The following is a 26,904-nucleotide window of genomic DNA, read 5'->3' as shown; positions in this document are numbered from 1 at the left end:
CGAACGGCGACGTGAAAGGCCCTTGCGCCGCGCCGCCGCCCTATAGTCCGCTGGCCCCATGAGGAGCATGAGGGTCATGAGGAAGCGGAGCCTGGCCACGCTGAGCGCCGCCCTGGTCGTGGGTTCGCTCTGTGCGGGTGCGCCGCAACCGCGGGCGGAGGCCGCCGACTCCGGCGGCGGCGCTGGTTCGTCCGCGGGGCTCGGGGTCGATCTCGACACCGTGACGATCCCCGAACTCCAGGCGCGCATGGCGGGCGGCTCGCTGACCTCGTCGGCGCTGACCGGCGCCTATCTGCGGCGGATCAAGGCCATCGACCCCACGATCCACGCGGTGCTGCGCACCGACCCGACCGCCCTGCGGCAGGCGGCCGCCAGCGACATCAGGCACCGGCACGGCGCCACCCGTGGCCCGCTCGACGGCATCCCGGTCCTGCTCAAGGACAATGTGAACACCCGCGGCCTGCCCACGACCGCCGGATCGCTGGCGCTGGCCGGCAGCCCGCCGGACACGGACGCCGCCCTGGTGACGCGGCTGCGCGACGCGGGGGCGGTGATCCTCGGCAAGACCAATCTGTCCGAGTGGGCCAACTTCCGCGCCGCGAAGCCGACATCGGGGTGGTCGGCGGTGGGCGGGCAGACCAACAACCCTTACGTACTGGACCGGAACCCCTGCGGCTCGTCCGCCGGTTCGGGCGCCGCGCTCGCCGCGTCGCTGGCGCAGGTGGCGATCGGTACCGAGACGGACGGCTCCATCGTGTGCCCGGCCGGGATGAACGGGGTGGTCGGCCACAAGCCCAGCCTCGGCCTCGTCAGCCAGGACGGAGTGGTCCCGATCTCCGCCGAGCAGGACACCGCCGGGCCCATGGCGCGCAACGTGATCGACACCGCGCTCACCTTCTCGGTGCTCAGTGGCGGCCGTAGCGAGGCCAAGCCGGCCGGCCTCGGCGGGCTGCGCGGCAAACGGATCGGCCTGTGGCGGCTGCCCTCGCTCGGGCCGGAGGTGGACGCCCTGATGACCCGTACCGCGAAGCGACTGCGCGCGGCGGGGGCCGAGGTCGTCGAGGTGACACCGCCGTATCAGCAGCGGCTGGCCGAGCTCGAATTCCCCGCGCTGCTCAGCGAGTTCCATCGGGACATCGACGCCTACCTCGCCACCCGCGAGGGCCCGCGCAACCTCGCCGAGCTGATCGCGTTCAACCGCACCCACCCGGGGGAGCGGACCTGCTTCGCCGGTCAGGAGCTGTTCGAACAGGCCCTCGCGGCGCCCGCCACCACCGACCCGGAATACCGCGCCATGCGCGCGGAGTTGAAGGACCTCTCCCGGCGTTCCATCGACGAGACCATGGCCACCCACCACCTGGACGCCATCGCCTCGCCGACCAACCCGCCCGCCTGGACGACCGACTGCGCACGGGGCGACAACGATGTGATCCCGTCCTCGACCCCCGCGGCCGTGGCCGGATATCCCTCCCTGTCGGTGCCCGCCGGATTCGTGGACGAGCTGCCCGTGGGACTGCTCCTGATGGCCGGTGACCATGAGGACAGCGAGCTGCTGTCGCTGGGCGCCGGGGTGGAGCGGCGACTTCACGCCTGGCGGGCGCCGCGCTATCTGCCGTCGGTGGGGACCGGCGCCTCCCGCTGAGCGGCCCACATCGTGGCGTCCGGCCCCGTGGCACCGGCCGGACGCCACCGTTCACCAACGAGATCGGGACATCTTCCACCCCACCCGAACGGGCGTCGGAAAGTCTGCCCCAACGGCCACAGATTCTCGCGCTAGTGTGCGCGCGTGAGCCTTCATGTCGTCATAGGATTCGGGCCCGCCGGAGCGGCCACCGCTCGGCTGCTGGCCGAAAAGGGCCATTCGGTACGGGTCATCACCACATCGGGCCGAAGCCCCGAACCGGGCATCGAGCATGTCGCGCTGGACGCGACGGACACCGCACGACTGACCGAGGCCGCGCAGGGCGCGGCCGCCATCTACAGCTGTGCCGCACCGCCCTACCACCGCTGGGCGAGCGACTGGCCACCGCTGGCCTCGTCGCTGTGCGCGGCCGCCGAGGCGACCGGGGCCGTCCTGGTCATCCTGGGCAACCTCTACGGCTACGGCCCGGTGGACGGCCCCATGACCGAGGAGCTGCCGCTCGCGGCGACCGGCACCAAGGGCCGGGTGCGCGCCGCCGTGTGGGAGCAGGCGCGGGACCTCCATGAGCAGGGCCGGATCAAGGCGGTCGAGGTACGGGCGTCGGACTTCTTCGGGCCCGGTGTGACCGACGGCGGGCATCTGGCCGCGCGGGTCATGCCGAAGGTGCTGCGCGGCAAGCCGGTTTCCTCGCTCGGGGACCCGGACACCCCGCACAGCTGGAGCTATATCCCCGACGTGGCCGCCGCCCTGGCCGAGGTCGCGGGCGAGGAGCGGGCCTGGGGCCGGGCCTGGCACGTACCGACGGCGCCCGCGCGATCCACCCGGGAGATGGTCGACCGCCTCGCCGCGCAGGCGCGGACCGGACCGGTCGCGGTGCGCAGGCTGCCGTCCGCCGTGCTGGGTCTGGCGTCGCTGGTCTCCCCGCTGCTGCGTGAACTGAAGGAGGTCCGCTACCAGTTCGACGCTCCCTTCGTGATGGACGCGAGCGCCTACGAAGCCGCGTTCGCGGTGCGTGCCACTCCCGTCGACGAGCAGGTCAAGGCGACGGTCGAGTGGTGGCGCGAGCGACAGTCCACCGCCGGGTGACATCCGTGACAGCGAAGGGTTCCCAAGTGGGTTCAGCTGGTACGCGGCGTGATGACGTCGCGATCGTGGGAATGGCCTGCCGGTTCCCGGGGGCGCGGAACGTCAACCAGTACTGGCGGCTCCTCACCGAGCCGCGGGCACAGTTCACGGCCGTCCCCGACTCGCGGTGGCGCACCGCCACCTTCCTCAGCGACAACTTACGTGACACGTCCTCGGCCTATACGGACACCATGGCCCTGCTGCCGGACGTGGGCCACTTCGACGCGGCGCACTACGGCATCCCGCCCCGGCGGGCCAAATCGATGGATCCGCAGGGCCGGCTGCTGATCGACCTGGCCCGGGAGGCGATCCAGGACGCCGGATGGGAGGCCGAGGGCTTCGACCGCGAGGAGACCTCGGTGATCACGGCGCTCACCGAGAGCGGCTACCGCGAGCTCAGCACCATGCAGATCCGGATGCGCCAGCTCACCGGCGGCGAGTTCGGGGCGCGGGCGAGCGACCCCCGGTGGCCGGAGACGGTCCGCGCGGTGGACGGCCTGCACGGCTCCTCCGTGGCCGGCCTGCTGCTCAACATGGGCCCGAACACGGTCAGTTCGGTCTTCGATCTGCACGGCGAGAGCTATGCGCTGGACTCGGCCTGCTCCGGTGGACTCATGGCCGTGGCCAACGCCGTCTTCGCCCTGCGCGCGGGCCGCTGCCGGATCGCGCTCGCGGGCGGTGCCCAGCTCATCCTGGCCCCGGACCTGCTGGTGGGGCTGTGCCGGATCGGCGCCATTTCGCGCAGCGGCAGATGCCTGCCGTTCGGCGCGGAGGCCGATGGCTTCGTCCTGGGGGAGGGCGCCGGGGTCCTGGCGCTGCGCCCGCTGGCCGACGCGCTGGCCGCCGGTGACCGGGTCTACGCGGTGATCCGGGGCGTGGGCACGGCCAACGACGGGACCGTACAGGGCGGTATGCACCCCCAGGCGGCCGGTCAGCTCAGGGCCCTGCGCCGGGCCTACCGCGACGCGGACCTGGCCCCGGACGCGGTGGGATACCTCGAGGCGCACGGCACCGGGACCACGGTCGGCGATCCGGTCGAGGTGGGCGTCCTGCGGGAGCTGCGGGGCGAGCGGGGGGCACCCGCCTTCCTCGGCGCGGTGAAGGCGGTGGTCGGGCACGCGCTCAACGCCGCGGGGATCGCCGGACTCGTCAAGACCGTGCTGGCCGTGCACCGGGGGGTGATACCGCCGCAGCCGGACTTCGACCTGGCCGACCGCTCCGGACTCGACGCCGCGCGGCTGGCCATCACGACCAAGCCGACCGGCTGGCCCGACCCCGGACAGCCGCGCCGGGCGGGGGTGAGCGCCTTCGGCTTCGGCGGCACCGGTGTCCATCTGGTGGTGGAGGAGTGCGCCACGGCACCGGCCCGCCCCGCACCGGACGGCGGGCCGCAGCTGCTGGTGCTCAGCGCCCGCGACCGGGCCGGACTGGCTCGCTACGCCCGGGAGCTGGCCCACACCCTCGCCGATGACCGCCCGCCGCTGGCCGGGGTGGCGGACACCCTGGCCCGTCGCGCTCCCCTCGCCGAACGGCTCGCCCTGGTGGCGGAGGACGCCGCCGACGCCGCCACCCGGCTGACCGCGGCGGCCGAGGCCGTGGCGGCCGGCCGCACCGGAGATCTCGGGGCGGGGCTGGTGGCGGGCACCGTGCCACCCGGTGAGCTGCCGGAGGCCGCCGTGCCGGAGCCGGAATCGCTGCCCGCGCAGGCGCGCTCGGCCGCACTCGCCCGGCTCGCGCAGCGCGCGGTCACCGGCGCGGGGCTGCGCCCGGTGGGGGAGCGCACACCCCCCATCACCCTGCCGCCGAGCCCGCTCGCCCCGCGCCACCACTGGGTGGTGGACGAGTCGGCACGCGCTCCCGAGGAAGAGGACACCGCCCCCGCGGCCGTGGGGGCGGGCCGGACCGGGTCGGCGGTCGCGCCCGCGGCGGCGCACGGCGGCGGGGCGTCCGCCGGGTCCATCGTGCTCGAAGAGCTGTCGCGGACCGGCGTCTTCCCGCTCGCCGACCTGACCGAGCGGATGCAGTTGGTGGCCGACCTGGGCTTCGACTCCCTGATGCTGCAGGAGCTGGAGGTCAACATCGGCAAGCGCATACCGGGATTCCGCACCGAGGAGATCTTCTCGCCCGACCTCACCGTGGAACGGCTGGTCGCGCTGGTCGATCCGCATGTCACGCACGAGCCGGCCGCCGGTGCGCCGCTGCCGCAGCGGACGCGGGGGGAGTGGGACGCGGCGAGTGCCCGCGCCGACGACTTCCCCGAGGTGCGGCAGTTCGAGGAGCGGTTGAGCGCGATCGCCGGCAGCGGCGCGGACTTCCCGTACTTCCGCGTCCATCAGGGCAACATCCGCGATACGACCATGATCGACGGACGGCCGTACCTGTCCTTCGGCAGCTACAACTACCTGGGGCTCTCCGGCCATCCGGCGGTCAACGAGGCCGTGCACCGGGCGGTGGACCGGTACGGCACCTCGGTCTCCGCGAGCCGGGTGCTCTCCGGCGAACGGGAGCTGACCGTACGGCTGGAGCGGGCGCTCGCCGACTTCCTCGGCGTCCCGGACTGCCTGGCGCTGGTCAGCGGCCACGCCACCAATGTCACCGCGATAGGGCATCTCGTCGGCCCGCGGGACCTCGTGCTGCACGACGCGCTCGCCCACGACAGCATCCTCCAGGGCTGCGCCCTGTCCGGGGCGGCCCGGCGTCCCTTCCCCCACAACGACATCGGCGGGCTGGAGGACGCGCTGCGGCGCAACCGGTCCCGGTTCAGACGGGTGCTGATCGCCGTCGAGGGCGCCTACAGCATGGACGGCGATCTGGTCGACCTGCCCGCCGTGATCGAGCTGAAGCGGCGCTACGGCGCCCTGCTGATGGTCGACGAGGCGCACAGCATCGGCACGGTGGGCGAACGCGGCCGTGGCGTGGGCGAGTTCTTCGGCGTCGACCGGTCCGGTGTGGATCTGTGGATGGGCACCCTGTCCAAGGCGTTCGCCAGCTGCGGCGGCTATCTCGGCGGCTCGGCCCGGATGGTGCGGTGGCTGCGGCATACGCTGCCCGGCTTCGTCTACAGCGTCGGGCTGACCCCGGCCAACGCGGCCGCGGCGCTGGCCGCCACCGAGCTGATCCTCGCGGAGCCGCACCGGGTGGCCGCCCTGCGGCGCAACGCGGAGCTCTTCCTGGGCCTGGCCGCGGCGGCCGGTCTGGCGACCGGCTCCAGCGCCCACACGCCGATCGTGCCGTGTGTGCTCGGCGACTCGGCGCGGACCCTGCGCGTCGCGGACCGGCTCTTCGACCGCGGTGTCATCGCCGATCCGATCTTCCACCCGGCCGTCGAGGAAGGGCTCGCCAGGCTGCGGTTCTTCGTCACCAGCGAGCACCGCGAGGACGACATCCGGCGCACCGTGGCGATCCTGGCCGAGGAGGTGGCGGCCGCCGGGGGATGAGGGGGACACCGTCGGATCCACGTCAGATCAGGGTGCGTTCGATCCGGCTGAGCGTGGCGCCCTGCCCCGATCCCCCGGAGTCCTCGGCGGGGGCGGTGCCATGCCGCTCCTCGGCGCCGCCCACCCGCTGGGAGAGCAGATAGGCGATGATCTCCGCCTCCTGCTCCTGGACGTCGTCGTAGGTCGCGCGCAGGAGCATGTCACGCACGAGGTCGGGGTCGAGGTTGGGGAAGAGGAGGCGGGCGCTCGCCTCGTCCAGCCAACCCGCCCCGCGATGGCAGCAGATGATGTGGCCCAGCTCATGCAAGATAATGTGCTCCTGATGCGCGCTGGTCGTGTTGGCGTCGTAGAAGATGAGGTCCTCGTCGCGGGCGGCGACCCACATGCCGCACGGGTGCGTCGCGGGCATCTGCATCGGGACCAGCGTGATGGGGCGGCCGCGGACCTCGCCGAGATAGCGGCAGAGCTCGGCCACATCGGCCGTTTCCGGCAGGTCGAGGTCGGCGATCCGCCGCGCACCGGCCTTGCGGAGCTTTTTCAGCTGACTGCGCCGGTCGTGGTCGGCCGACCGTCCCTTGTTGGCGCCCCTCACCCAGCCGCACCCCTCATTCCTGGTCCGAGGAGTCGGTCACGGGCGGAAGGCCCTGCAGCTGCCGGTACTGGTCCATGATGGTCGTGATGGCCTCGAGGTTCTCCTTCTTCATCCCCGCCGCCCGCATCGCCACGGCGCGGACCCCGGCCTGACGGAGCGCCTCGATGGCGGCGACCTCGCTGAGCACGGACTCGGCGACCTGGTCGTCGAAGAAGTAGGCCACCGATACGCCGAAGAAGCGCGCCAGGGCGGCCAGCAGGTCCGGTGAGGGATTGGAGCGCTTGCCCGTCCGCAACTGCGACAGATACACACCCCCGACCTTGAGCTCGGGGTTGGCCCGCTTCAGCTCCTCCGCCACCTCGGCGTTGGTCCAGTGCTTGCCCTTGGGACGAACCGTCTTGAAGAGGTTGTCCAGACGCACTGCCAGCGTGGGCCGGTCATCAGTCTCGGACATGCGAATCTCCCTCCCTCACCTCCTCGGCTTTGCCCCCGGCTAATCGTCAGTTTCGCAGATTAGCGGTCAGTTGACAATCTGACCCAACTCCGCCAACGTGGACCTCGCCGATAGCTGCCAGCTAACTCCGCTCACGGGGGTGGCCGAGTAGGTTGTCAGTCCTGTCGGCCCGGCTCGGCCCCGCTCTCAGGGCTGCGCCGAGCTGGGCCGAGCGGGGACCACCCGTTCGGCCCGGAAGAGGAAAACGGGGGAATCACGGGGGAAATCCCGCTCGGCCTGACGGGGGCAGACCGGGCGGGATCCCTCTCGTCCCGCTCTCAGCGCGCTTTGGCCAGCCGCCGGTAGGCGGAGGCCACCTTGGTGAGCCAGACGACCTCGGCGGTGAAGTTGTCCGTGTCGCGGTCCTCGAAGTCGCCGGTGTCCGCGTTGTCATCGGGAATGGTGCCGGTGCGCTTGGCGTGCAGGGCCTGCCTGATCTGCGCCGCCTCGGCGAACGCCTGCCGGGACTCCTCGCTCCCCTTGGGGCCCGCCGGGCCGTCGCCGCCCGTGGTGCGGTCGATGTAGGGGCGCAACTCCCGCCAGCCGTCCCGTATTTCGATGACCCGCCGGTGGAGCCGGTAGTTGAGGTCGGAGACCGCGGCCCCCGGCGGCTCCAGGACGATGTCCGGAGAGGACTCGTACAGATCCCGCCACAGCGGATACAGGGCCCGGTAGGACCGGTAACCGCGCGCCCACTCCAGCAGCTTGGTGGCCGAGGGCCCCCAGGAGGAGATCGTCAGGGCGAGCGAGAGGGTGAGGATGCCCAGCGCGCTGAAGACGGAGGCGGCCAGCGTCCAGCCGCCGATGTCGAGCCCGCCCGCGGCCGTGAGGACGTTGACCACCCGGGCCAGGCAGTAGAGGAACAGGATCACCGCGGCGACGGAGAGCATCCGCAGCGCCTGCCCCAGCGAGGTCTTGCCCGCCATCCGGGCGTACGGCACGCACTGGCGCAGGATGGTGACGCACGGAACCGCCTGGGAGACCATGAAGACCAGGAGGTAGGTGAGGATCAGCGGCTGCCCGCTGCCGGTGTTGAAGTCCTCGGCCGGCCGCCCGGGGCCGTCGGCGATGAAGAACAGCGCCGTCAGCAGCGCGTCGAGGGCGAAGCCGATGATCAGCCAGTAGCGGGCCCTGCGCCCCGACTCCTCGGAGGCGGACGCCCAGTGCAGCAGGATGATCTGCGCGCTGACGCAGAAGGCGACCGCCGACAGATGCATCACCAGGATCGCGAGGTTGCCCACGCCCAGGAAGCGCTCGCTCCCCATGGCGAAGGCACCCATCGTGAAGGTGAGGCACTGCAGCAGCAGGGTGATCACGAGCGCGCGGTAGGCGGTGTCCCGCCAGCTGCGCCTGACCTGGAACAGTCGGTAGATCAGCGCGGCATACGACGACAGCGCCGCGATGACGAAGCAGAGAGTCTTGATGGTGGTCACGGCCCTTTCCCCCACAGGTGCCGAACGGTTTCAGTCGGTGTGCTCGCCCAAGGGAACCACGAGTCCGATCCCCTCGGCCGCCACCGCGATGGCGTAGTCGAAGAACGCGGTCTCGTCCCGGACGCTGTCATGGGTACGGCTGAAGACCTGGAAGACCAGGAGCCCGACCAGACTGCTCCACAGCACGATGCCGCGCTCGATGAGGTCCGAGAACGGAGCCTCGGGCACCCCGCCGAAGAGCGCCTCGGCGTCCGGCAGGAGCAGCGGCGGCCCCGGCACCTGACGCCGGGGGGCGGTGAGTTCACCGGCCTCCAGCGCCGCACGCACGATGCCGGCCAGCACCGCGGGGGTGCGTGAGGCGGGCGGGACGGTGTCCTGCGGGGCGTGGTAGCCCGGCACGGGCGAACCGTAGACCAGCGTGAACTCGGCGGGGTTGGCGAAGGACCACCGGCGCAGCGCCCGGGTGGCCGCGAGGAGCCGCCCGCCCGCCGACGCGCCGGCGTCCCGGGCGGCCTGATCGGCCTGCTCCATCGCGGCGCCGGAGTCGTTGTAGGCGTCGATGAGCAGCGCGGTCAGCAGCTCGTCCCGATGCGGAAAGACGGCTTCCACATCGCTGAGGGCGAGTCCGCCCTCACGGGCGACGGCATCCAGGGTCAGCCCTCCGGCCCCCAGTTTCACCAGCAGTTGGCGTGCGGTGGACGTGATGACCGCCCGCGGCCTGGTGTTTTCATCGGCGGAAGCTGTTCCGGAAACATCCATGGGCCAAACCGTACCGGTGCGACCGCGCTTCGCGCCCCGTGGACCCTCACCCTTCAGGGGTCTTCGCGGCTATCGTGAGCGGCAGGTGAGGGGATGCACGCGGCACGGCGGGGAACGCGCGCCGACGCCGCGAGGGAGGGGCTGCTGTGGACGGCGGCACGGTGGGGCTGCGGATCGCGTCGGCAGTGGTCGTGCCGGTGGTCAAACGGCTGCTGCTGCCGCCCGCGAGCGCGCCCGGGGCGGAGTACGGCGAGCGGCCCGTGCCGATCCGCCGGCTGGTGTCCTTCGCCCGGGAGCACCGCACCCTCACCGAGGACGATCTGCACAAGCTCGCCCGCGAGCTGGTCCGCCGCGCCGTGCGGGCCGCCGGGCCGCACGATCCGCCGATCGGCGCCGACGAGCACGACTCCGTCGGCCAGGCGCTCACCCGCACCCTGCACGCCCTCGGCGATCTCGACATGGACGACGTCCACGCCTTCGCGCTCGGCCCCGAGCGGCTGGCCGCGGAGCTGTCCCGGCGCGCCGGCCCCGACACGCGCAGGCTGCTGAGCGACGACGCCGCCCGCTTCCACGACCGGCTGCTGGAGACGGCCTGCCTCCACCTCATGCGCTTCTTCAGCCAGCGGCCCGGATTCGCGGCCCGGGCCCAGATCGAGCAGAGCCGCGAGATCCGGGAGCAGAGCGAGAAATTGGACTCCATCCTGCGGCGGCTGCCGGACATCAGCCACCAGGACGCGCGGTTCGAGGAGGAGTACGCGCGCTACGTCGTCGAGTGCCACGGCCGGCTCACGATCTACGGCGTCGACCTCCGCGAACCGGACGGCCAGGACTGGCCGCTGGAGACCGCCTATCTGAGCCTGGAGGCCAGGCCGTACCGCGACGGCACCGACCGGGTGCCGGTGGTCAGCGGCGAGCCCGGGGCCGACCGGGACACCGAGGCCGAGCGGGCCGCGGGCCCGGCCGAGGCGGTCTTCGCCAGCCATGAGCGCGTCCTGCTGCGCGGCGTCGCCGGCACCGGCAAGACCACCCTCGTCCAGTGGCTGGCCCTCTCCACGGCCCAGCAGGACCGGGTGCCGGGCGGGCTCTCGCAGCTGTTCGGGCGCGTCCCCTTCGTCCTGCCGCTGCGCACCCTGGCGCGCAGGGACTCCGAACTGCCCATGCCCGATGACTTCCTGCGCTGGATCGGCTGCCCACTGGTGGGCACCGAGCCCGACGGCTGGGCCGCCCGGGTGCTGCGGCACGGGCGCGGCGTGCTCCTGATCGACGGGGCCGACGAGATCCCGAAGGACGACCGGGCCCGGGTGCGGGCCTGGCTGAAGAAGCTGCTCGCCGTCTTCCCCGGCAACCTGTGGCTGCTCACCTCCCGCCCCTCGGCCCTGGAACGGGGCTGGCTGGCCCGCGAGGGGTTCCAGGAGTTCGCGCTCGCCGCGATGCGGCCCGCCGACATGAAGCAGTTCATCCGGCGCTGGCACACCGCGGCGGGAGCCTCGCAGGAGCTCGGCGAGTCCCTCTCGCTGTCGCTGCGCAGCAGCCCCGAGCTGAGCCGCCTGGCGACCAACCCGCTGATGTGCGGCCTGATCTGCGCCCTGCACCGGGAGCGGCGCGGCTTCCTGCCCCAGGGCCGCGCCTCCCTGTACGAGGCGGCGCTCTCCATGCTCCTGGAGCGGCGCGACCTGGAGCGCGAGGTCTACGGCCGCGGCCGTCCGGCCCTGGACCAGAAGTCGGCCACCGAGCCGCTCCAGAGGCTCGCGTACTGGCTGATCCGCAACGAGCGGACACAGCTCGACCGCCCCGACGCGGTCAACGTGGTGCGGCGGCTCCAGCCCTCCGTCCCCCGCCTCGCCGACGTCGGAACGGCGGAGGAGGCCCTGCAGCATCTGCTGGAGCGCTCCGGTCTGCTGCGCGAACCGGCCCCGGGCGCGGTCGACTTCATCCACCGCACCTTCCAGGACTTCCTGGGCGCCAGGGCCGTGCTGGAAGAGCGCGATATGGGCATGCTGGTGAACAACGCACACCTGGACCAGTGGGAGGACGTGGTGCAGATGGCCGTCGCTCAGGCTCGTCACCAAGAGCGTGCCGACCTGCTGACCCGCCTGCGCGAGCGGGGCGACCGGGAGCAGGACGCCACCGTCCAGGCGCGGCTGAGGCTCCTCGCCCTCGCCTCCCTCGAACAGGCCACCCGCCTGGAGCCGACGGTGCGCGAGGCCATCGAGGACCGGGCCGCCCGGCTGCTGCCGCCGCGCAGCCTGCGGGAGGCCAGGTCACTGGCGCAGACGGGCCCGCTGCTGCTGGGCCTGCTGCCCGACGCCAAGGACCTGGAGGGCGACGAGGAGCTGGCCACCGTCCACGCGATCTGCCAGATCGGCGGGGACGCCGCCATCCCCAGGCTCCGGGAGTTCCTGGGCACCGGCCAGCCCGCGGTGCGCGCCCAACTCCTCGCCCACTGGGACCGGTTCGACACCAAGGTCTACGCGGAGGAGATCGTACGGCCGCTCCTCGACACCGCCCCCGAGGAGATCGTCACGGTGCGCTCACCCGCCGAGCTGGAGGCGCTGCGCACCATGTCCGGCTACCAACGCGTGGGCCTGCACGGCGACTTCGACCCGGAGGACATCCGCGCCTCGCTCGACCCGCGCCGGCTGCGCGAGCTGCGCCTGCGCAACACCCTGCGGCTGGAGGACCTCACCCTGCTCTCCGCCTACCCCGAGCTGGAGACGGTCGCCCTGCAGGGATGCCGGAACGTCAAGGACCCCACGCCGCTGACCCGGCTGCCCCATCTGCGGAGGCTGGAGCTGCGCGACCTCCCCCAGTTCGAGCCCCTGCTGAAACTGGCCGACTGCCCCCGGCTGGAGGGGCTCCTCGTCGGACCGGAGGTGCCCTGGCGCGGTCTGCCCGACCTCCCGCGCCCCGCCGAGCTGCGGCTGCTCTCCCTGCCGTCGTCGGCGGCGCAGCTCGCCGGGATCGTGGAGTGCCGGGAGCTGGAGGAGCTGCGGCTGCAGGACGCCAGCGAGCGCCTGGCCCCGGACGAATGGGGCTCCCTCATCGCCGAGTTGCCCCAGCTGCGGAAGCTGACGCTCTCCCCGCAGCAGCTGAGCATGCTGCTGTTCGCCCCCCGTACCGAGATCCCCCAGGTCACCCACCTGGATGTATGGGCCAGGGCCGGTTCCGCGGTGCCGCTGCGGCGGATCGCCCGGCGCCTCCCGGGGCTCGAGGAGATCCATCTGTCGCAGGTCGCCGAGCTCGATCTCGCCTCCCTCGCCGGACTGCCCCGGCTGCGCCGGGTGCGGCTTGTCTACCCGGGCGAGATACGCGGCGCGGACTCGCTCCCCGACAGCGTGGAACTCGACATCTACCCGCACCCCTGACCGGCGCCACCGCCCACCCGGCTCACACCCGGTGCCGCGATTACCTGGTGGGATGTTTACCCAACGGGTAAGTTCAAGAAAGTAGGCGTAGTTGGTACGGATGTCAGCGGCTGATGTCTCGGGGGAGCGGTGCCGCCCGTCTCCGAGGTCACGGCTGCCGGGCAGCAGAGGACGACTGAGGCGGGACGCAGCAGGATGCGCGTATCGGAAGGGTCACCGCTCTATGGCCGGGACCCTCTGCTGCGCTCACTCGTTCCCCGGCTGACCGGCCTGGCCTACGACGAGCGGTCCCGGGTGGGCCGCGAGCACCAGGGCGACCTTCCCCTGGTGCTGGTGACGGGATACCACGGCATGGGGCGCAGCGCGGTGCTCGAAGAGCTCGCCGCGCGCTACCGCGGCCGGCTGCCGCTGGCCCATGTCCGCGCCGTGGCCACCGAATCCGAGACGTTCCCGCCCGCCCCGGCCGACGGTCGAGCCCCCACCGCCTCGACCCTCGTGGAGATCCTCGCGGAGCTGGTGTGCGGGCTCGCCCCCGATGTGCGCCGCCGCTTCCCGGTCCTGGTGCCCGGCCTGTTCGCCGTCTCCGGCTGGTCCCTGGGCAACGGCGAGCAGCGGGACGTGGCATGCCTGACCTTCGCCCGGCTGCTGCTCGCCTGCCGACTCGCCGACGGGGACGAGAACGCGCTGAGACACGCCTGGGCCACCGCCGTCGAAGGCCGTCTGGAGACGACCGGCGCGCAGGCCGACGCGGAGTGGGGCCGGGACGCGGTCACCGCCGCCGTGGTGGCGGAGTACACCGACCGGTATCAGCCGGCCGCGGCGCGGGAGTGGTACCGGCGGCGCTTCCCGCGGGGCGCGGACGGCCGGGATCCGCTGGTGCTGCTCGGGGAGTGGTTCCAGCGGGGCGGCGACTACCGGCACGCGGCCGAGCAGAGCCTGATGGCCGCCTTCCTCCACGATGTCGCCTCCTCCTACGGCAGGCTGCAGCGGTGGAACCGGGAGCCCTGGCCGCTCATCCTGCTCGACGACGCCCACTTCCCGCCCGGGCAGGACTTCCTCGACCTGCTCCTCGAACACCGCGCGCTGCCCGAACGCCCCGACCACGAGGAGCTCGTCGTCGTGGCCACCCGCCTCGGCGGCCTGCCGGAGAACGCGTCGGCCGCCATCCGCCGCGACCTGCCCGACCTGGTGAAGTCCTCCGGCTGGCAGCGCGGCGGCCTGGCCCTGTCCGCCGGACTGCTCGCCGTCCCCCTCACCCCGCTGAGCCGGGACGACATCCTGCCCCTCCTGGTGCCGGACTGGCCCGCCCGGCCGCTCCACCCCTATCTGGCCTCCGCCGTGCACTCCCTGACCGGCGGGCATCCCGCGGTGACCACCGTCCTGTGCGCGGCCGTCCTGGACGCCACCAGGCGGGGCCGCGGCGTGGGCCCGCGCGACCTCCTCGAACTGCACGCCAAGGACGGCCGCGCCGTCACCGAGGCGCTCCTGGAGCGGCTGCTCCCCAACCGGCGCCAGCGCGACCGGCTGACCCTGCTCTCGCTCGCCCGCGACAGCACCGCGGCGGAGGCGCTGGCCGAGCATCTGCGTCTCCAGGGCCCGGACCAGCTGCCCGCCAACTCCGCCACCGACTATCTCGAAGAGCAGCAGTGGCAGCAACTCACCCCACCCGACGAGCCGTTGGTCACCGACGCGCTGCTGCGGACGCTGCTCGTCCACGAGGCGCGCCGCACCTCCTCGCGGGCCGAGGACGGCCGCAGCTGGCAGGACATCCACCGCTTCCTGCGGATGCACCACGCCCAGCGCGGGGAGAGCGGCGAGGCGGACGCCCTGCGGCACACCCTCGCCGCGGGAAACGCGGAGACGGTGGTGGCCATGCTGACCGAGGAGTTCCAGTCGGAGAAGGACGCCCAGGCCGCCGCCCACTGGCTGCTGTGCCTGCGGTACGCCGCCACCGCGCCCACCCCACCGGCCGCGGAGTGGACCGACGAACGGATGCAGATCGCCCTCGGCGCGCACGACGGCCGGTACGCGGAACTGCATGAGATCGAGCGCTGCGTGAACCGGCTGCTGCACGCCCTGTGGCATGTGTCCGAGCCGCACGCCGAGCCGGACCCCGATATGTGCAAGGCGGTCGGCGAAGAGCTGGCCTACCTCTCCCCGCGCCACCCGTCCTGGCACGCGGTCCTGGGTCAGGCCGCCCGCAGCTGGCCCGCGGCGGCACGGAAGAAGCGCCCCTTCCCTATCTCCGGTCAGTGAGGAAGCATGCTGTTCCGTCTGTTCCGCCGTCACCCTCGCGAGTGGGGGCCGCTCGAATGGCTGGCCGTCGTCGGACTCGGCGCCCTGGTCGCCGGCGCGATCACCGTCGCCGTCAATGTGGTGCAGGGCCCCGGCAGGTGCGGTGACGATCTGCGGGAGATCGACGGAGACTGCGTGGGCGTCACCGCGGAAGCCTTCGAGGCGGACCCGGGCATCGAAAGCCTCATCGGGGCGGTCGCGGACGAGAACGAGCGGGTGCGGCGGGACTGGGAGGATCCGCCGAGCGGCCCCAAGATCCCGTACGTGCGGATCGCGCTGATGATGCCCTTCACCGCGGACGACCACAGCGCCATGACGGTGGACATGATCCGCCGCGGACTCGCCGGTGCCCTGGCCGCCCAACGGCAGGCCAACCGCTTCGGCGGGCCGCAGTACCAGCTGCTGCTCGCCCCCGACGGCCGGAACCTCGACCGCTGGGAGCCCGTCGTCGATCGCCTCGCCGAGCTGGCCGAGGACACCCGGGCACCGCTGGTGGGCGTGACCGGCATCCCGAGCAGCACCCCGGAGACCCGCAGGGCCATCGCCGCGCTCAGCAAGCACAGCATCCCCACCGTCGGCCCGGTCATCACCGCGGCCAACATGAACTCCCCGTACTTCTTCAAGACCTCGCCCAACAACGACCAGTTCGCCCGCGCCCTGGGGCTCTACCTGGACAAGAAGCCGGCCGGGCACCGGGGCTTCCTGGTCTGGGACAACCGCGGCGAGGACGTCTACTCCCAGAATCTGCGCAGCGTCTTCGAGCGCCACTTCGGCACGGCGTACGACCTGACCAACCACAACTCGAACTTCACCGGCACCTCCGGAACCGACAAGGGCATCCCCCAGCGGTTCACCGACGCCGTGCAGAAGATCTGCAACGAGAAGTCCGACACCGTCTTCTTCGCGGGCCGCGACCAGGACCTTCCCGCGTTCATGGAGCGCATGGCGCAGGAGGGCAGCTGCGGGCGCACCACGACGCTGCGCATCCTGAAGGTCGGCATCGGCCTGGAGCCCACCCTCACCGCGGACGCGCCCACCCGGTGGCTGGACGAGGCACGGGCCACCATCGTGGACGCCTCCTCCGTCGACCCCGCCTGGTGGGCGGGGAAGAGCAACCCCAAGAAGGCGCTCGGCCGCTTCCTCGACCGCTTCGAGGAGATACGCAAGCGGCACAAGCTGGGCGGCAAACCGCTGGACGACGGCTACGCCGTGATGTACCACGACGCCTTCGCGCTGCTCGCGGGCGCCGTGGACCGCACCTTCGCCGAGATCAACGAGGGCGGCGAGAAGGCGCCGGAGGCGATGAGCATCCCGACCAAGGACGATGTGTACAACACCCTCATCATCCCGAGCATCGCCGGCGACTCGTGCAGCTCCTGCCTGGTCGGCGCCGGAGGCACCTACGGCTTCGAGGGCCCGGGCAAGAACGACCAATGGGCCGTCTGCAAACCCGTCCCCGTGGTCGAGTACCCGTCCAGCGCCCGCTCCGGCGCCCCGGGCGCGGCCGCCCTCTACCGCACCTACCGCAGCGGCTCCAAGAGCGCCTGCCCCTCCTGACGCGACGGCTCCTCCTGCCACACCGGCTCCTGCCACACCGGCTCCTGGCGCAACAGCACGGCACGGGGTGACGTCCTCCCGTCGTTGACGCCCGACGGATTCCATCATAACGTTCCGATCCGGATCGGAACGTTACTGTGAACGGAGCAGCCCATGAAGGCCGTCATCGTCAGGTCGTCCGGGGATCTCGCCGTGGCCGACGTGCCGGAACCCGTGCCCGGGCCGGGCCAGGTGCTCGTCGACGTCGACGCGATCGGCGTCGGCTACGTGGACGTGATGGCCCGGCGAGGTGAGTACGCCTACTTTCCCGGCGCGGGTTCGGTGCCCGGCCTGGAAGTCGTCGGCCGCGTGACGGCGGTCGGGCCGAACGCGCCCGAGGCGCCGGCCGGGCGGCGAGTTCTCGCCCTGCCCGCCTTCGGCGGCTACGCCGAGAAGGTCGTCGCCGACGCCGACCGGGTCTTTCCGGCGCCGCCGGGCGCCGACGCGGCCGATGTGGTCACGCTGGGCGTGAACGCGCTGGTCGCCGAGGGCGCGCTGCACCGGGCGGGAGCCGCCGCGGGAGAACGTGTGCTCGTGCGCGGCGCCGGCGGCGGGATCGGCGTGCTCGCCACCCAGATCGCCCACGCGCGCGGAGCCGAGGTCACCGTCGTCACCTCGTCCCCGGCCCGCGGCGAACGCCTGCGGGCGCTGGGCGCCGCACGGGTCGTCGACCGGACCGGGTCCGCCCTTCCCGGCGAGACGTACGACGTCGTCGTGGACACGGTCGCCGGCCCGGATCTGGGGAAGCACCTCGAACTCCTGCGGCCCAACGGGCGTTACGTCCTGTGCGGCGCCGCCGGTGGATCCCCCGGGCCGGAAGCGTTCGCGCCGCTGCTGAGCCACTTCCACGCATCGCCGACGCTGTACGCCCTCAGCCTGAACTCGCTGTCGCCCGAGGACCTTCGCTCCTCCTGGGAGAGGATCGTGACGCTGCTGGCGGACGGCCGGCTCTCGGCCGTGCTCGACCGTCGTCTGCCCCTCACCGAGGCCGATGCCGCCCTCCGGCTGGTGGAGAGCGGAAAGCCGTTCGGCAAGGTGGTCCTGTCCCCCCGGTAGGGTGGCTGGACAACAGGGTTTCGTGTGGTTCCGGGAGAGTTCGATGGCACGCCGGCGGGACGAGCGGATCGACCACGCCGTGCTGGCCGCGGTGACCGAACTCGTGGCGGAGGTCGGTTATCCGGCCCTGACCATGGAAGCCATCGCGCAGCGGGCGGGCACCACCAAACCCGCCATCCGCCGGCGCTGGAAGAGCCAGAAACACCTGGTCGTCGAGGCCATGGCGCGGGACCGGGCCGGAGTCGTGGACATGGACACCGGATGCACGCACTGCGACATCGTCGGCCATCTGGAAGCGCTCCGGCTCGCCATGGACGACCCGGTCCTCGGCCATCTGCTCCCGGCACTCGTGGCCGATCTCGCGGACGATCCGGAGCTGCGGGACACCTTCCTCACCGCGGTCTGGGCACCTCGCCGGGAAGCGTGCGAGGTGTCGCTGCGGAAGGGGGTCGCGCGAGGCGACCTCCGCCCCGGCCTCGACGTCGACCTCGTGCTGGACCTGTTCGCCGCCCCCATCGTCTTCCGGTCGCTCTTCGGCCACTCCGGACTCGGACCGAACTTTCCGGAGGACGTCGCGCGCGCCGTGCTCCACGGGGTGGGAACGGGCGACGGGCACCGCTGCGCGGAGCGCGGCTGACACCGGCCGGCCCCGAGCCGCGGGCGGCTCAGTCCGTCTTGCGCGCCACGCCGCCGTAGTAGCCGATATCGCCGGGCCTGGTCCGCGGCGGGGCGTCCGGGCGCCAGAACGGCACCTCGGCCACACCGGGCTCGACCAGGGTGAAGCCGTCGAAGAGCCGCTCGACCTCGGCGCGGGACCGCAGGTTCAGGGTGGCGGTGGCGTTGTCGTACACGGCCTGGGCCGCGCTGCGGTCGGCGAAGTCGCCCGTGGCGTGGGAGAGCACTAGGAAGCTCCCGGCCGGAAGCCCGTCGCGCAGGGTGGCGAGGACCCGCTCGGGCTCCTCCGCCTCGGTGAGGAAGTGGACGATGGCGACGAGGAGCAACGCCACCGGCTCGTCGAAGTCGATGACCTCGCGGACGTCGGGGTGGTCCAGGACGGCCCGCGGATCGCGCAGGTCGGCCAGCGCGATGCTGGTCGCGGCGGAGCCGCGGAGAAGCACATTGGCGTAGGTGTTGACGATCGGGTCGTTGTCGACGTACGCGACGCGCACGTCCGGCGCCAACTCCCGGGCGATCTCGTGGACGTTGGGCGAGCTGGGCAGCCCGGTGCCGATGTCGAGGATCTGCCGGATGCCGCTGCCGACCACGTAGCGCACGGCGCGCCGCAGGAAGTCGCGGTTGGCCCGTACGCCGCTCCACACCTCGGGCGCCGCGGCGGCGAGCCGGTCACCCGCCTCGCGGTCCACCTCGTAGTTGTTCTTGCCGCCCAGGAGGTAGTCGTAGATCCGGGCAGGGTGCGGCCTGCTGGTATCGATCTCCTCGGCGCGGAAGCCGTTCTCCGTCACGCTGTTGCTCCTCTCGACGGCCGTCACGGCCCCCGCGTGCGTGTCCGGCTGTCGAACAGCTTCCCATATCGACGCCGCGCCCGGCCGCCGGAATCCACCCGCGGCCGGTAACGCGGTGTCAGGCGGGCTCGGGCGCCTTCGCCCCGGCGGGCGTTGCCTCGGCGGGTGTTGCCTCTGCGGCCTTCGCCTCGGCGGGCGTTGCCTCGTCCGCCGCTGCCTCGGTCTCAGTCTCAGCCTCTGCCACCGTCTCGGCCACCGTCTCGGCCTCAGCCTCGGTCATGGCCTCGGTCTCGGCCACCGTCTCAGCCTCGGTCTCGGACGGCGCCTCGGCCTTGGCCACCGCCTCAGCCTCGGCCGCGGCAGCCGCTGCCGCGGCGGCGCGTGCCTGGCCCTTGCGGCGCGACCGCTTGCCGTACACGCCCGTCCACACGCCGAGGGAGGCGAGCACGGCGTAGATCAGGACCGGGCTCAGGACCACCATGGTGTCGGTTCTCAGGCTGTAGGACAGCACGATCCGGACCGCGGACTCCATGCAGTAGGCCACACCCCAGACGGTGGTCATCGTCAGCATGGCCTTGCGGAAGCCGTCGACCTTCCACAGACCGTTCCACCAGGCGGTGCTCGCCTCGGTGCCGTCGGTGGCGAACTTGCGCCCCAGGTAGAACATCAGCGGGCGCGGCGTCAGCAGCGTCGCCAGGCACAGCAGCCCGAACAGCCCGGTGATGGCCGAGTCCTTGATCAGCAGGGCGCGGGCGGAGTGTGCGCCGACGGTCGACACCACGGCGGTGATCACGATGAACACGAGGGTGACGATGGCGAGTTCATCGAGGCGGCGGCGCCAGACGATGTGAACGGCGCCGTCGACCACCGGCCAGGCGCTGCTGAGCAGCAGGGCGGCGAATTCGCTCCAGCCGTGGTCGCGCAGCACGTTGTAGGTGAGGATCGGCGCGGCCACGTTGAGGGTGAGAGTGACGATCCAGCCGAGAATGGCGGCGCTCTTGGACCGGGCGGGCGCGGCCGGCCGGTCGCTGACCGGTGGCGCTTGTGGCTCCGGTGCGCTCGAAGCGCCTTGCGTGGTGGTGTCCTGAGTGAGCACGGTTCCCCTGTAACTGTTCCTGGTAGTGCGGGAAAAGAGAAACGTAAAGCAGCCATGTCGCAAGAGGACAGGGCCGGGACATCAAATGTCGCAAAAATCTCGCCAGAAGGTTGTTTCAAGGGGCCGGTAACGGTCAAGTGGCTGCTCGGAGCGGTATTCCGGGGCCCTCTCCGGCGTTTTGGGGCGTCAAAGGCCATTGCGGTGAGAGGCCCTGAGAAAAGCCCTTTGCGAACCCGGTCCGGTAAACGACAGTTTCCGTTGTGTACGGCCGCACCGGAAAATCCGGCCGCTACCCCTGATAGCGGGTCATTGCGGGGCTTCTCCGCACACCTGGGTGACCTGTCGGAGTGTCGTTCGTTGGGCGTCCTGCACGGGCCGTCCCACCGTGGGCGCCGGCGCGGTGAGCCAGGGAGGGTGGCATGTTCGTCCGGCTGGGGCGTTTCGACGTCGCGCGCAGGGTCTGGGTGCTCGCGGGGGCGGTGCTGGTGCTGGTGGTCTCCTGCTGGGCGTGTTCCGGGCTGTCCGGGCGGCTCAGCTACGGCGGGTTCATGGCGCCGGCCGCCGAGGCGACCCGGGCGGCGGACGCGATCCGCAACGAGGTGGGGGAGGGCGGCGCGGACGTCCTGGTCACCTTCCGCAGCAAGGAGCTGACCGCCGCCCGGCCCGCCTTCCGGGAAGCGGTGGAGGACGCGTTGCGCCGGGCGCCCGAAGGCACGGTGGACCGGGCGACGACGGCCTGGTCCTCGGCCAATCCGCTGCTGGTCTCCCTCGACCAGCACGCGACCGTGGTGCCCGTCCTGCTGCGGGGCGACGGGGAGACCGGCCGCACCCAGAGCTATCTGGCGCTGCGGGACGCCCTGCGCGCACCGGGGTTCGAGGTCACCTGGACCGGGCCGAGCGCGATCATCTCGGAGATCGTCCAGCGGTCCCAACGCGACCTGGTGCGCATTGAGTTGATGGTGCTGCCGCTGATGATGCTGCTGATGGTGTTCGTCTTCCGGGGCGTGGTCGCCGCGCTGCTGCCGGTGGTCACCGGAGTCCTGGCGACGGCCGCCGCCCTCGCCGCGCTGCGCGCCGTGGCCGATGTCATCGAGGTCCCGTATGTGACGGTCAACCTCGTGGTGGCCATCGGCCTCGCCGCGGGCGTCGACGCCGGTCTGCTCATCGTCAGCAGATTCCGGGAGGAGCTGCGGGCCGGACGCACCCCGGCGGAGGCCGTCGCCATCACCGTCGACACCGCCGGGCGGACGGTGGCGCTCTCCGGCGTCGTCATGACCTTCATCGCCGTGGGCCTCGCCTTCTTCCCGCTCGGCTTCGTCCGCGCGCTGGGCATCGGCGCGGCGGCCGGGCTGCTGGTGGGAGCCCTGGTGACGGTGACGGTGCTGCCCGCCCTGCTGTTCTGCCTGGGCGACCGCGTGGACGCGCTCTCACCGGCCTGGCTACGGCGCCAGGACGGCCGCCGGGACGGCGCGCTGTGGGGCCGCGTGGCCCGTGCGGTGATGCAGAAGCCCATCGCCTACACCTGCGCCGTCTCCGCGCTGCTGCTCGCCCTCGCGGTGCCGTTCCTGCACACCGTCATCGGCTTCCCGGACCAGCGGATGCTGCCCGCCGGGGCGCCGGCCCGGGTGGCGGCCGAACGCATGGAACACGACTTCGCCGTCTCCGGCCTCGGCACCCTGCAGGCCATCGCCACCTTCGACCACCCCGTGGACCGCGGCCGGGGCCACGCCGACCTGCTGACCTGGACGCGGCACGTCTCCGGACTCCCCGGCGCCCGTGGGGTGCTGGTGGCCGGGACCACCGGGAACAAGGCCGTCGTCTACGTCGGCCAGGACCAGCGGGTGGAGAGTGAATCGGCCAAGTCACTGGTACGGGCCGTGCGCGCGCTGCCCGTACCCGGCGGCAGCGGTGTGCTGGTGGGCGGCGCGTCGGCCCTCGCCGTGGACACCATGGACACCTTCTACCGGCTGCTGCCCCGGGTGCTGGCCTTCATGGTGATCACGAGCTTGGTGCTGCTCACCGTCGCCCTGCGCTCGCTCGTACTTCCCCTCAAGGCGCTGGTGATGAACGGCCTGTCCATCGGCGCCTCCTTCGGCGCCCTCACCTGGATCTTCCAGGACGGACACGCCAGCCGGCCGCTCGGCGCCGAACCGACGGGTTACGTGGACGCGCTGGCCCCCATCGTCATGCTGTTCCTCCTCATCGCGGTGTCCATGGACTACGAACTGTTCCTGCTGCTGCGCATCCGGGAGCAGTACCGCCTGCTCGGGGACGACCGGGAGTCGGTGGCGGTGGGGATCGAGCGCTCGGGGCGGGTGATCAGCGCCGCAGCGGCGGCCGTTCTGGTGGTGACGGCCTGCTTCGCGACCAGCAGCGTGGTCATGGTGAAGGAGATCTGCGTCGGTGTCTTCCTGGCGGTGCTGATCGATGCGGTGCTCGTACGGGCGGTCCTGGTACCCGCCGTGATGCGGCTGCTCGGCGCGGCGAACTGGTGGTGGCCCTTCTCTCGGAGCTCCGGCACGGCCGGGAAGTCCCGTTCGGGTAAGGGCGGGCGGAAATGGCGTACCGGCAAGGGCGGGCGACCGGAGGCCGCCCCGGAACACGCGGCACGGCTTCCGGCCCCCGCCGGGGCGTCAGCCGAACGTCAGCCGCGCTGAGCCGCTGCCCGAGCCGCCGGCCAGCCTGCCCTGCGTCCAGCAGTCCCGGCCCACACCGCGGTCGTTCACCGTGATGTCGACGCCCACGGAGCCTGCGAAGAGGCCCCTGGCGATCTGCACGTTCTCGGCCCGGAAGGTGACGTTGCCGTCGGCGTCGTTGGTGAAGTGGAGCTTGCCGCCACCGGTGCTGGTGCCGACCCGCGCACCGCCCGGCCCGATCCACTCCGCCGTGCCGGTGCCGGTGCCGATGGCCGCGGCACAGGTGCCCTCGGCCATGCCCTCCAGGGTGACCCGCACCTTGGAGACCACGGCGGAGCCGAGGCAGTTTCCGGTGATGGTGGCCCGGTAGCCCGCGACGCCGCTCTGGTCGCGCACGAGCACCAGGTCGGGGTTGGTGGGCTCCACCGTGGCCGTGCCCTTGCAGGTCAACGGCAGGGGCACGGCCGGGGCTTCGGCGGCCGCGCGGGCCGGGGGCTGCTGCCCCAGTAAGGCCACGGCGGTCGCCGAGGCCGCCAGCAGTCCCAGGGCCGCCGTATGGACGAGGGCGCGCCTGCGCCCGTTCGCTGAAGTCACACACTTCTCCCAGCTCGGGCCACACGAAGGGGTGGCCGCTTCCGATGGTTGATCCGTCCGATGATGGCGGCCGGGGGAGGCGTGGCCGTTGGTCCGTGCGGGTGATTCACCCGCACGGTCACCAAGGTGTACCCGTTGTCGTGAAGGCGCCCGCCAACCGCTGACGCGGCTGCCCCGGACGGTGAAGCGGCAACGCAGGGCGGTGACTTGGGCGCCGCCCGGGCGTTGTTCCGGCTGCCGGTCGGTGGCACCGGCGGAGGGGTGGTGGAGGATGACGGGCAAGCGTGGGAAGCCGACCGGAGGGCTGGTGGGGAAGTCGACCGGGACGGCGGCGGGGAAGCCGACCGGGAAACTGCCGTTTCCGGACGCGGCTCTCGTGGCGTACGGGAAGGCGCACCCCGGCACCGGACTGACCATCGGCGTGGTGCTGGAGCTGGAGGGCCCGCCTCCCGACCGGCGCCAACTCGCCGCCTCGCTACGGCCGGTGACGGAACTGCTGGGCACCGGGCCCTCGGACGGCGACCCATGGAGTGGCGCGGACGGGAACGCCGAGGCCGGTCCGGAGCGGGGGCTGTCCGACGTGGCGCACGAGGCGCTGGCGAGGCCGCTGGAGCCGCACCGCTGGTCCTGCTCCACGGTGGCGGGGCTGCAGGGCGACACGTCCGCCCTGGTGTGGCGGGCGGACCACCGGCTGCTCGACGGGGCGGGAGTGGTCGGCCTACTCGCCGCCTGGACGGGCGCTCATGGCTCGGGCGCTCATGGCTCGGCGGCCCTTGGGCCGGGCGCTCACGGTCCGGGTGCGCTTGGCACGGGCGCTCATGGCTCGGGCGCACATGGCTCGGCGGCCCTTGGCTCGGGCGCTCATGGCCCAGAGGCCCATGGCCCGGACACCGCCACGGCCTCCCCCGCGCGGGCCGAACCCTGGCGGGCGCGCGGCGCCCCGCACCGCGCCGTCACCGATCCGCTGCGCGCGGCCTGGCTGTGCGGGACGCCCCTGCTGGCGCGGCGCCGGGGGAACGTGGCGGAAGCCGCCGGTGGCCCGCCCGCCACCCTCTCCTACGCCTGCGTGGAGACCGACCTCGGCCTGCTGCGTGGCATCGCCCGCCGCCACGGCACGACCGTCAACGACGTCTACCTCGCCGCCCTGAGCGGCGCGCTGCGCACCCGGCCCGAACTCCACGGCCCCCATGGGCAGTCGCGCGCCCTGGTCCCGGTGAACGTCCGCGGGCCCGGGGACGCGGCCGTGCTGCGCAACCGCCATATCCCGCTCCGGATCCCGCTCCCCGTGGCGGAGCCCGACGCCGGACGCCGCCTCGCCCTCGTCGCCGCCCGCACGGCGGGCCGCGCCCGCGCACTGCGCCATCCGCTGGTGCGCGCGGTGTTCCGGTCCGTCCCCGCCGCGGCCGGGGGATGGTGTTTCGAGCGGTACTTCGACCCGGCCCGCGCCACCCTGCTCGCCAGCAATGTGCGGGGCCCCTCGTCCCCGCTGGTGGTGGCCGGGCGGCGGGTCCTGCGCGTACTGCCGCTGAACTTCCTCCCGGCCGGACACCGCATGTCCGCCGTCCTGGCCACCGCCCAGGGCCGGGCCGTGGCCGGCTTCACCACCTCCGAGCCGCGCCGGGTCGCCGAGTCGTTCGCGGACGCCTGGCTGGGGGAGTTGCGGGTGCTGGCCACGGCGGGGCCGTGGGGGAGGGGTCAGGCGGCCGGGGCGGATGCCACCGCCTCTCCGGCGGCGTCGGCGAGGTAGGCGGCGTCCAGGGGCCTGGGGTCCGGCAGGCCCGCCGTGTCCTCGGACAGCTTGCTCTGGGCGTACGTCCCGGGCTTGGCTTCGCCGCCTCCGTGCCCCGGCGGCTGCCGAGTCGTGGGGGACCGGTCAGGCTGCCGGGGCGGGTGCCACCGCCTCTCCGGCCGCGTCGACGGGGTAAACGGCGTCCAGGGGTTTGGGGTCGGGCGGCCAGTCGGTGTCGTGGAGCAGCGTTGGCCTCGCCACCTCCGTGCCCCGACGGGCCGCCGAGTCGTGGGGGACTCGTCAGGCGGCCGGGGCGGGTGCCACCGCCTCTCCGGCGGCGTCGGCGAGGTAGGTGGCGTCCAGGGGCTCGGGGTCGGGCAGGCCCGCGGTGTCGTGCAGCAGGTTGCTCCGGTCGTACGTCCTGCGTTGCGCGGTGAAGACCAGCAGCGAGGCCAGGTGGTGCGCGAACAGCGACTCGTAGGGGTCCGGGTCGTCCAGCTCGTCCACGAGGTCCAGGGTCAGCCCCGGGTACAGCCGCTCCAGGACCTTCACGGCGGTGGCGAAGGGGGTGTTGTGCGGATGGGTCAGATGCACGGTGCGCACCCCCGCCGGGGCGCCCGGGCGGGCCGCCGCTCGCGCGGCGCACACCGCCGCGTGGGCCGCGTACTCCACCGGGACCAGGTTGAGCGCCCCGCCGCTCCCCGCGCGGACCCGCACCCGCAGACCGCTGCCGTGGGCGTCGCCACCGTCGAGGAGCGAGGCGAGCGCCGGGTCGTCCTCGGCCCTGCGGCGCAGCGCCTCGTGGATGAGGAACGCCAGCACCGCCAGCGGCTGGCGCTGTCCGCTGCCGTGGACGGGCCGGTCGGAGACGAGCAGCGACGGCCGCAGGATCGTGGCGCCCCGGCCGGTACGGGCGCTCCAGGCGTGCACCGCGCGTTCGGCGGTGTACTTGCTCTCCTCGTACGGCGTCAGGAAGCCGTGGCCGCCGTCCAGGTCGTCCTCGCGGATGTGTCCCTCGGCGCGGCCTCCGGCGACGTACGCGGTGCTCAGGTGGACGACCCGCGCCCCGGCCGCTTCCGTGGCCAGGTCGAGGACGCGCCGGGTGCCGAGGACGTTCGCCTTGAACAGCGGCACCGGGTCGTCGTGCAGTGCGAGGTGCGCGGCACAGTGCCAGACCACCGAGCACGCGTCGGTGAGGGCGCGGCGCTCGCCGTCGGTGAGGCCGAGGCCGGGCAGGGTGAGGTCGGCGGACACGTACCGCAGCCGCCCGCGCGGCGTCGCGGCGCCCGCCAGGCCGTCGAGCCCGTCGAGGGCCGTCTCGACCCGCGCCCGCAGACTCCCTTCCCCTCCCCGGCCGAGGACGGTGACGGGCCGGTCGTCGCCGTCCTCGGCGAGCAGGTGGCGCAGGATGCGGCTGCCGAGGAAACCGGTCGCGCCGGTGAAGAGTACGGCCATGGCGGGCTCCAGACGTCGAAGGGCGGGTGCGGGGCATGGGGATCCGGCGGGGCGATCCGGCGGCGGATCCGAGGGGGCACGCGCTGCGGTGGCGGTTCCCACCGCGCGGTGACCGCGCGGGTGATCGCGCCGGTGAGC

Annotated in this window: 18 protein-coding genes; 10 read left to right on the top strand and 8 right to left on the bottom strand. The window is 72.8% G+C overall.

The window, feature by feature from the left end; all coding sequences use genetic code 11:
- The first annotated feature begins 76 nt into the window (after positions 1 to 76).
- The 3 genes from J8403_RS08015 to J8403_RS08005 all read left to right on the top strand — a co-directional run bounded on the left by J8403_RS08015 (position 77) and on the right by J8403_RS08005 (position 6,204).
- Positions 77 to 1,642, top strand: coding sequence for an amidase family protein (locus J8403_RS08015; RefSeq protein WP_211122557.1), 1,566 nt, complete (start codon positions 77 to 79; stop codon positions 1,640 to 1,642).
- Positions 1,643 to 1,786: 144 nt separating this feature from the next.
- The gene (locus tag J8403_RS08010) at positions 1,787 to 2,728 is read left to right on the top strand and encodes an NAD-dependent epimerase/dehydratase family protein (RefSeq protein WP_211122556.1); all 942 of its coding nucleotides are present in this window, start codon (positions 1,787 to 1,789) and stop codon (positions 2,726 to 2,728) included.
- Between the two features lie 26 nt (positions 2,729 to 2,754).
- Positions 2,755 to 6,204: an aminotransferase class I/II-fold pyridoxal phosphate-dependent enzyme gene (locus J8403_RS08005; RefSeq protein ID WP_281427909.1), complete on the top strand. Its 3,450-nt coding sequence runs from the start codon at positions 2,755 to 2,757 to the stop codon at positions 6,202 to 6,204.
- Positions 6,205 to 6,226: 22 nt separating this feature from the next.
- Here the strand turns inward: J8403_RS08005 and J8403_RS08000 are convergent, their stop codons facing one another.
- The 4 genes from J8403_RS08000 to J8403_RS07985 form a co-directional block, all read right to left on the bottom strand.
- A complete protein-coding gene (locus J8403_RS08000) occupies positions 6,227 to 6,796 on the bottom strand; it encodes a toxin (protein ID WP_211122554.1) in 570 nt (189 codons plus the stop codon).
- Between the two features lie 13 nt (positions 6,797 to 6,809).
- The gene (locus tag J8403_RS07995; protein ID WP_161559218.1) at positions 6,810 to 7,250 is read right to left on the bottom strand and encodes a helix-turn-helix domain-containing protein; all 441 of its coding nucleotides are present in this window, start codon (positions 7,248 to 7,250) and stop codon (positions 6,810 to 6,812) included.
- Between the two features lie 317 nt (positions 7,251 to 7,567).
- Positions 7,568 to 8,722 carry an MAB_1171c family putative transporter gene (locus tag J8403_RS07990; protein WP_211122553.1) on the bottom strand — a complete coding sequence of 385 codons (1,155 nt, stop codon included), beginning with the start codon at positions 8,720 to 8,722 and terminating at the stop codon, positions 7,568 to 7,570.
- A 30-nt stretch (positions 8,723 to 8,752) separates the two neighbouring features.
- The gene (locus J8403_RS07985; RefSeq protein WP_211122552.1) at positions 8,753 to 9,481 is read right to left on the bottom strand and encodes a TetR/AcrR family transcriptional regulator; all 729 of its coding nucleotides are present in this window, start codon (positions 9,479 to 9,481) and stop codon (positions 8,753 to 8,755) included.
- A gap of 146 nt (positions 9,482 to 9,627) precedes the next feature.
- Between J8403_RS07985 and J8403_RS07980 the strand changes: the two genes are divergently transcribed.
- From J8403_RS07980 to J8403_RS07960, 5 genes are all read left to right on the top strand, one after another.
- The gene (locus J8403_RS07980; RefSeq protein ID WP_211122551.1) at positions 9,628 to 12,846 is read left to right on the top strand and encodes an NACHT domain-containing protein; all 3,219 of its coding nucleotides are present in this window, start codon (positions 9,628 to 9,630) and stop codon (positions 12,844 to 12,846) included.
- A 195-nt stretch (positions 12,847 to 13,041) separates the two neighbouring features.
- Complete coding sequence (locus tag J8403_RS07975; RefSeq protein ID WP_211122550.1) at positions 13,042 to 15,102, top strand: ATP-binding protein; 2,061 nt, start codon at positions 13,042 to 13,044, stop codon at positions 15,100 to 15,102.
- 6 nt (positions 15,103 to 15,108) lie between these two features.
- Entirely contained in the window at positions 15,109 to 16,698 is a 1,590-nt protein-coding gene (locus J8403_RS07970; RefSeq protein ID WP_211122549.1) for an ABC transporter substrate-binding protein, read from the top strand.
- Positions 16,699 to 16,851: 153 nt separating this feature from the next.
- Complete coding sequence (locus J8403_RS07965) at positions 16,852 to 17,793, top strand: quinone oxidoreductase family protein (protein WP_211122548.1); 942 nt, start codon at positions 16,852 to 16,854, stop codon at positions 17,791 to 17,793.
- A 43-nt stretch (positions 17,794 to 17,836) separates the two neighbouring features.
- Entirely contained in the window at positions 17,837 to 18,430 is a 594-nt protein-coding gene (locus tag J8403_RS07960) for a TetR/AcrR family transcriptional regulator (protein WP_211122547.1), read from the top strand.
- Between the two features lie 28 nt (positions 18,431 to 18,458).
- Here J8403_RS07960 and J8403_RS07955 read toward each other — a convergent pair whose 3' ends face one another.
- Both J8403_RS07955 and J8403_RS07950 read right to left on the bottom strand, forming a co-directional pair.
- Entirely contained in the window at positions 18,459 to 19,256 is a 798-nt protein-coding gene (locus tag J8403_RS07955; protein ID WP_211122546.1) for an SAM-dependent methyltransferase, read from the bottom strand.
- 118 nt (positions 19,257 to 19,374) lie between these two features.
- Complete coding sequence (locus J8403_RS07950; protein WP_246585754.1) at positions 19,375 to 20,352, bottom strand: VC0807 family protein; 978 nt, start codon at positions 20,350 to 20,352, stop codon at positions 19,375 to 19,377.
- A 419-nt stretch (positions 20,353 to 20,771) separates the two neighbouring features.
- On the opposite strand from J8403_RS07950, the gene J8403_RS07945 reads away from it, so the two are divergent.
- On the top strand, positions 20,772 to 23,009 hold the full coding sequence (locus J8403_RS07945) for an MMPL family transporter (protein ID WP_211122545.1): 2,238 nt from the start codon (positions 20,772 to 20,774) through the stop codon (positions 23,007 to 23,009).
- On the opposite strand, the gene J8403_RS07940 is transcribed toward J8403_RS07945, so the two are convergent.
- Positions 22,986 to 23,582 carry a hypothetical protein gene (locus tag J8403_RS07940; protein ID WP_211122544.1) on the bottom strand — a complete coding sequence of 199 codons (597 nt, stop codon included), beginning with the start codon at positions 23,580 to 23,582 and terminating at the stop codon, positions 22,986 to 22,988. The two genes, J8403_RS07945 and J8403_RS07940, sit on opposite strands and share 24 nt — an antisense overlap.
- A 271-nt stretch (positions 23,583 to 23,853) precedes the next feature.
- Between J8403_RS07940 and J8403_RS07935 the strand changes: the two genes are divergently transcribed.
- Positions 23,854 to 25,329, top strand: coding sequence for a WS/DGAT domain-containing protein (locus J8403_RS07935; protein ID WP_211122543.1), 1,476 nt, complete (start codon positions 23,854 to 23,856; stop codon positions 25,327 to 25,329).
- Positions 25,330 to 25,611: 282 nt separating this feature from the next.
- On the opposite strand, the gene J8403_RS07930 is transcribed toward J8403_RS07935, so the two are convergent.
- The gene (locus J8403_RS07930) at positions 25,612 to 26,766 is read right to left on the bottom strand and encodes an SDR family oxidoreductase (RefSeq protein WP_211122542.1); all 1,155 of its coding nucleotides are present in this window, start codon (positions 26,764 to 26,766) and stop codon (positions 25,612 to 25,614) included.
- Between the last annotated feature and the right edge of the window lie 138 nt (positions 26,767 to 26,904).

Origin of the sequence: Streptomyces yatensis (assembly GCF_018069625.1) — a bacterium.
Classification (GTDB): Bacteria; Actinomycetota; Actinomycetes; order Streptomycetales; family Streptomycetaceae; genus Streptomyces; species Streptomyces yatensis.
This window is presented reverse-complemented; position numbering and strand designations above follow the sequence as displayed.

Coding starts and splice junctions, on each gene's coding strand:
- J8403_RS07970 (WP_211122549.1), top strand. CDS start 15,109: ATGCTGTTCCGTCTGTTCCGCCGTCACCCTCGCGAGTGGGGGCCGCTC.
- J8403_RS07965 (WP_211122548.1), top strand. CDS start 16,852: ATGAAGGCCGTCATCGTCAGGTCGTCCGGGGATCTCGCCGTGGCCGAC.
- J8403_RS07930 (WP_211122542.1), bottom strand. CDS start 26,766: ATGGCCGTACTCTTCACCGGCGCGACCGGTTTCCTCGGCAGCCGCATC.
- J8403_RS07985 (WP_211122552.1), bottom strand. CDS start 9,481: ATGGATGTTTCCGGAACAGCTTCCGCCGATGAAAACACCAGGCCGCGG.
- J8403_RS07935 (WP_211122543.1), top strand. CDS start 23,854: ATGACGGGCAAGCGTGGGAAGCCGACCGGAGGGCTGGTGGGGAAGTCG.
- J8403_RS07945 (WP_211122545.1), top strand. CDS start 20,772: ATGTTCGTCCGGCTGGGGCGTTTCGACGTCGCGCGCAGGGTCTGGGTG.
- J8403_RS08015 (WP_211122557.1), top strand. CDS start 77: ATGAGGAAGCGGAGCCTGGCCACGCTGAGCGCCGCCCTGGTCGTGGGT.
- J8403_RS07975 (WP_211122550.1), top strand. CDS start 13,042: ATGCGCGTATCGGAAGGGTCACCGCTCTATGGCCGGGACCCTCTGCTG.
- J8403_RS07995 (WP_161559218.1), bottom strand. CDS start 7,250: ATGTCCGAGACTGATGACCGGCCCACGCTGGCAGTGCGTCTGGACAAC.
- J8403_RS07960 (WP_211122547.1), top strand. CDS start 17,837: ATGGCACGCCGGCGGGACGAGCGGATCGACCACGCCGTGCTGGCCGCG.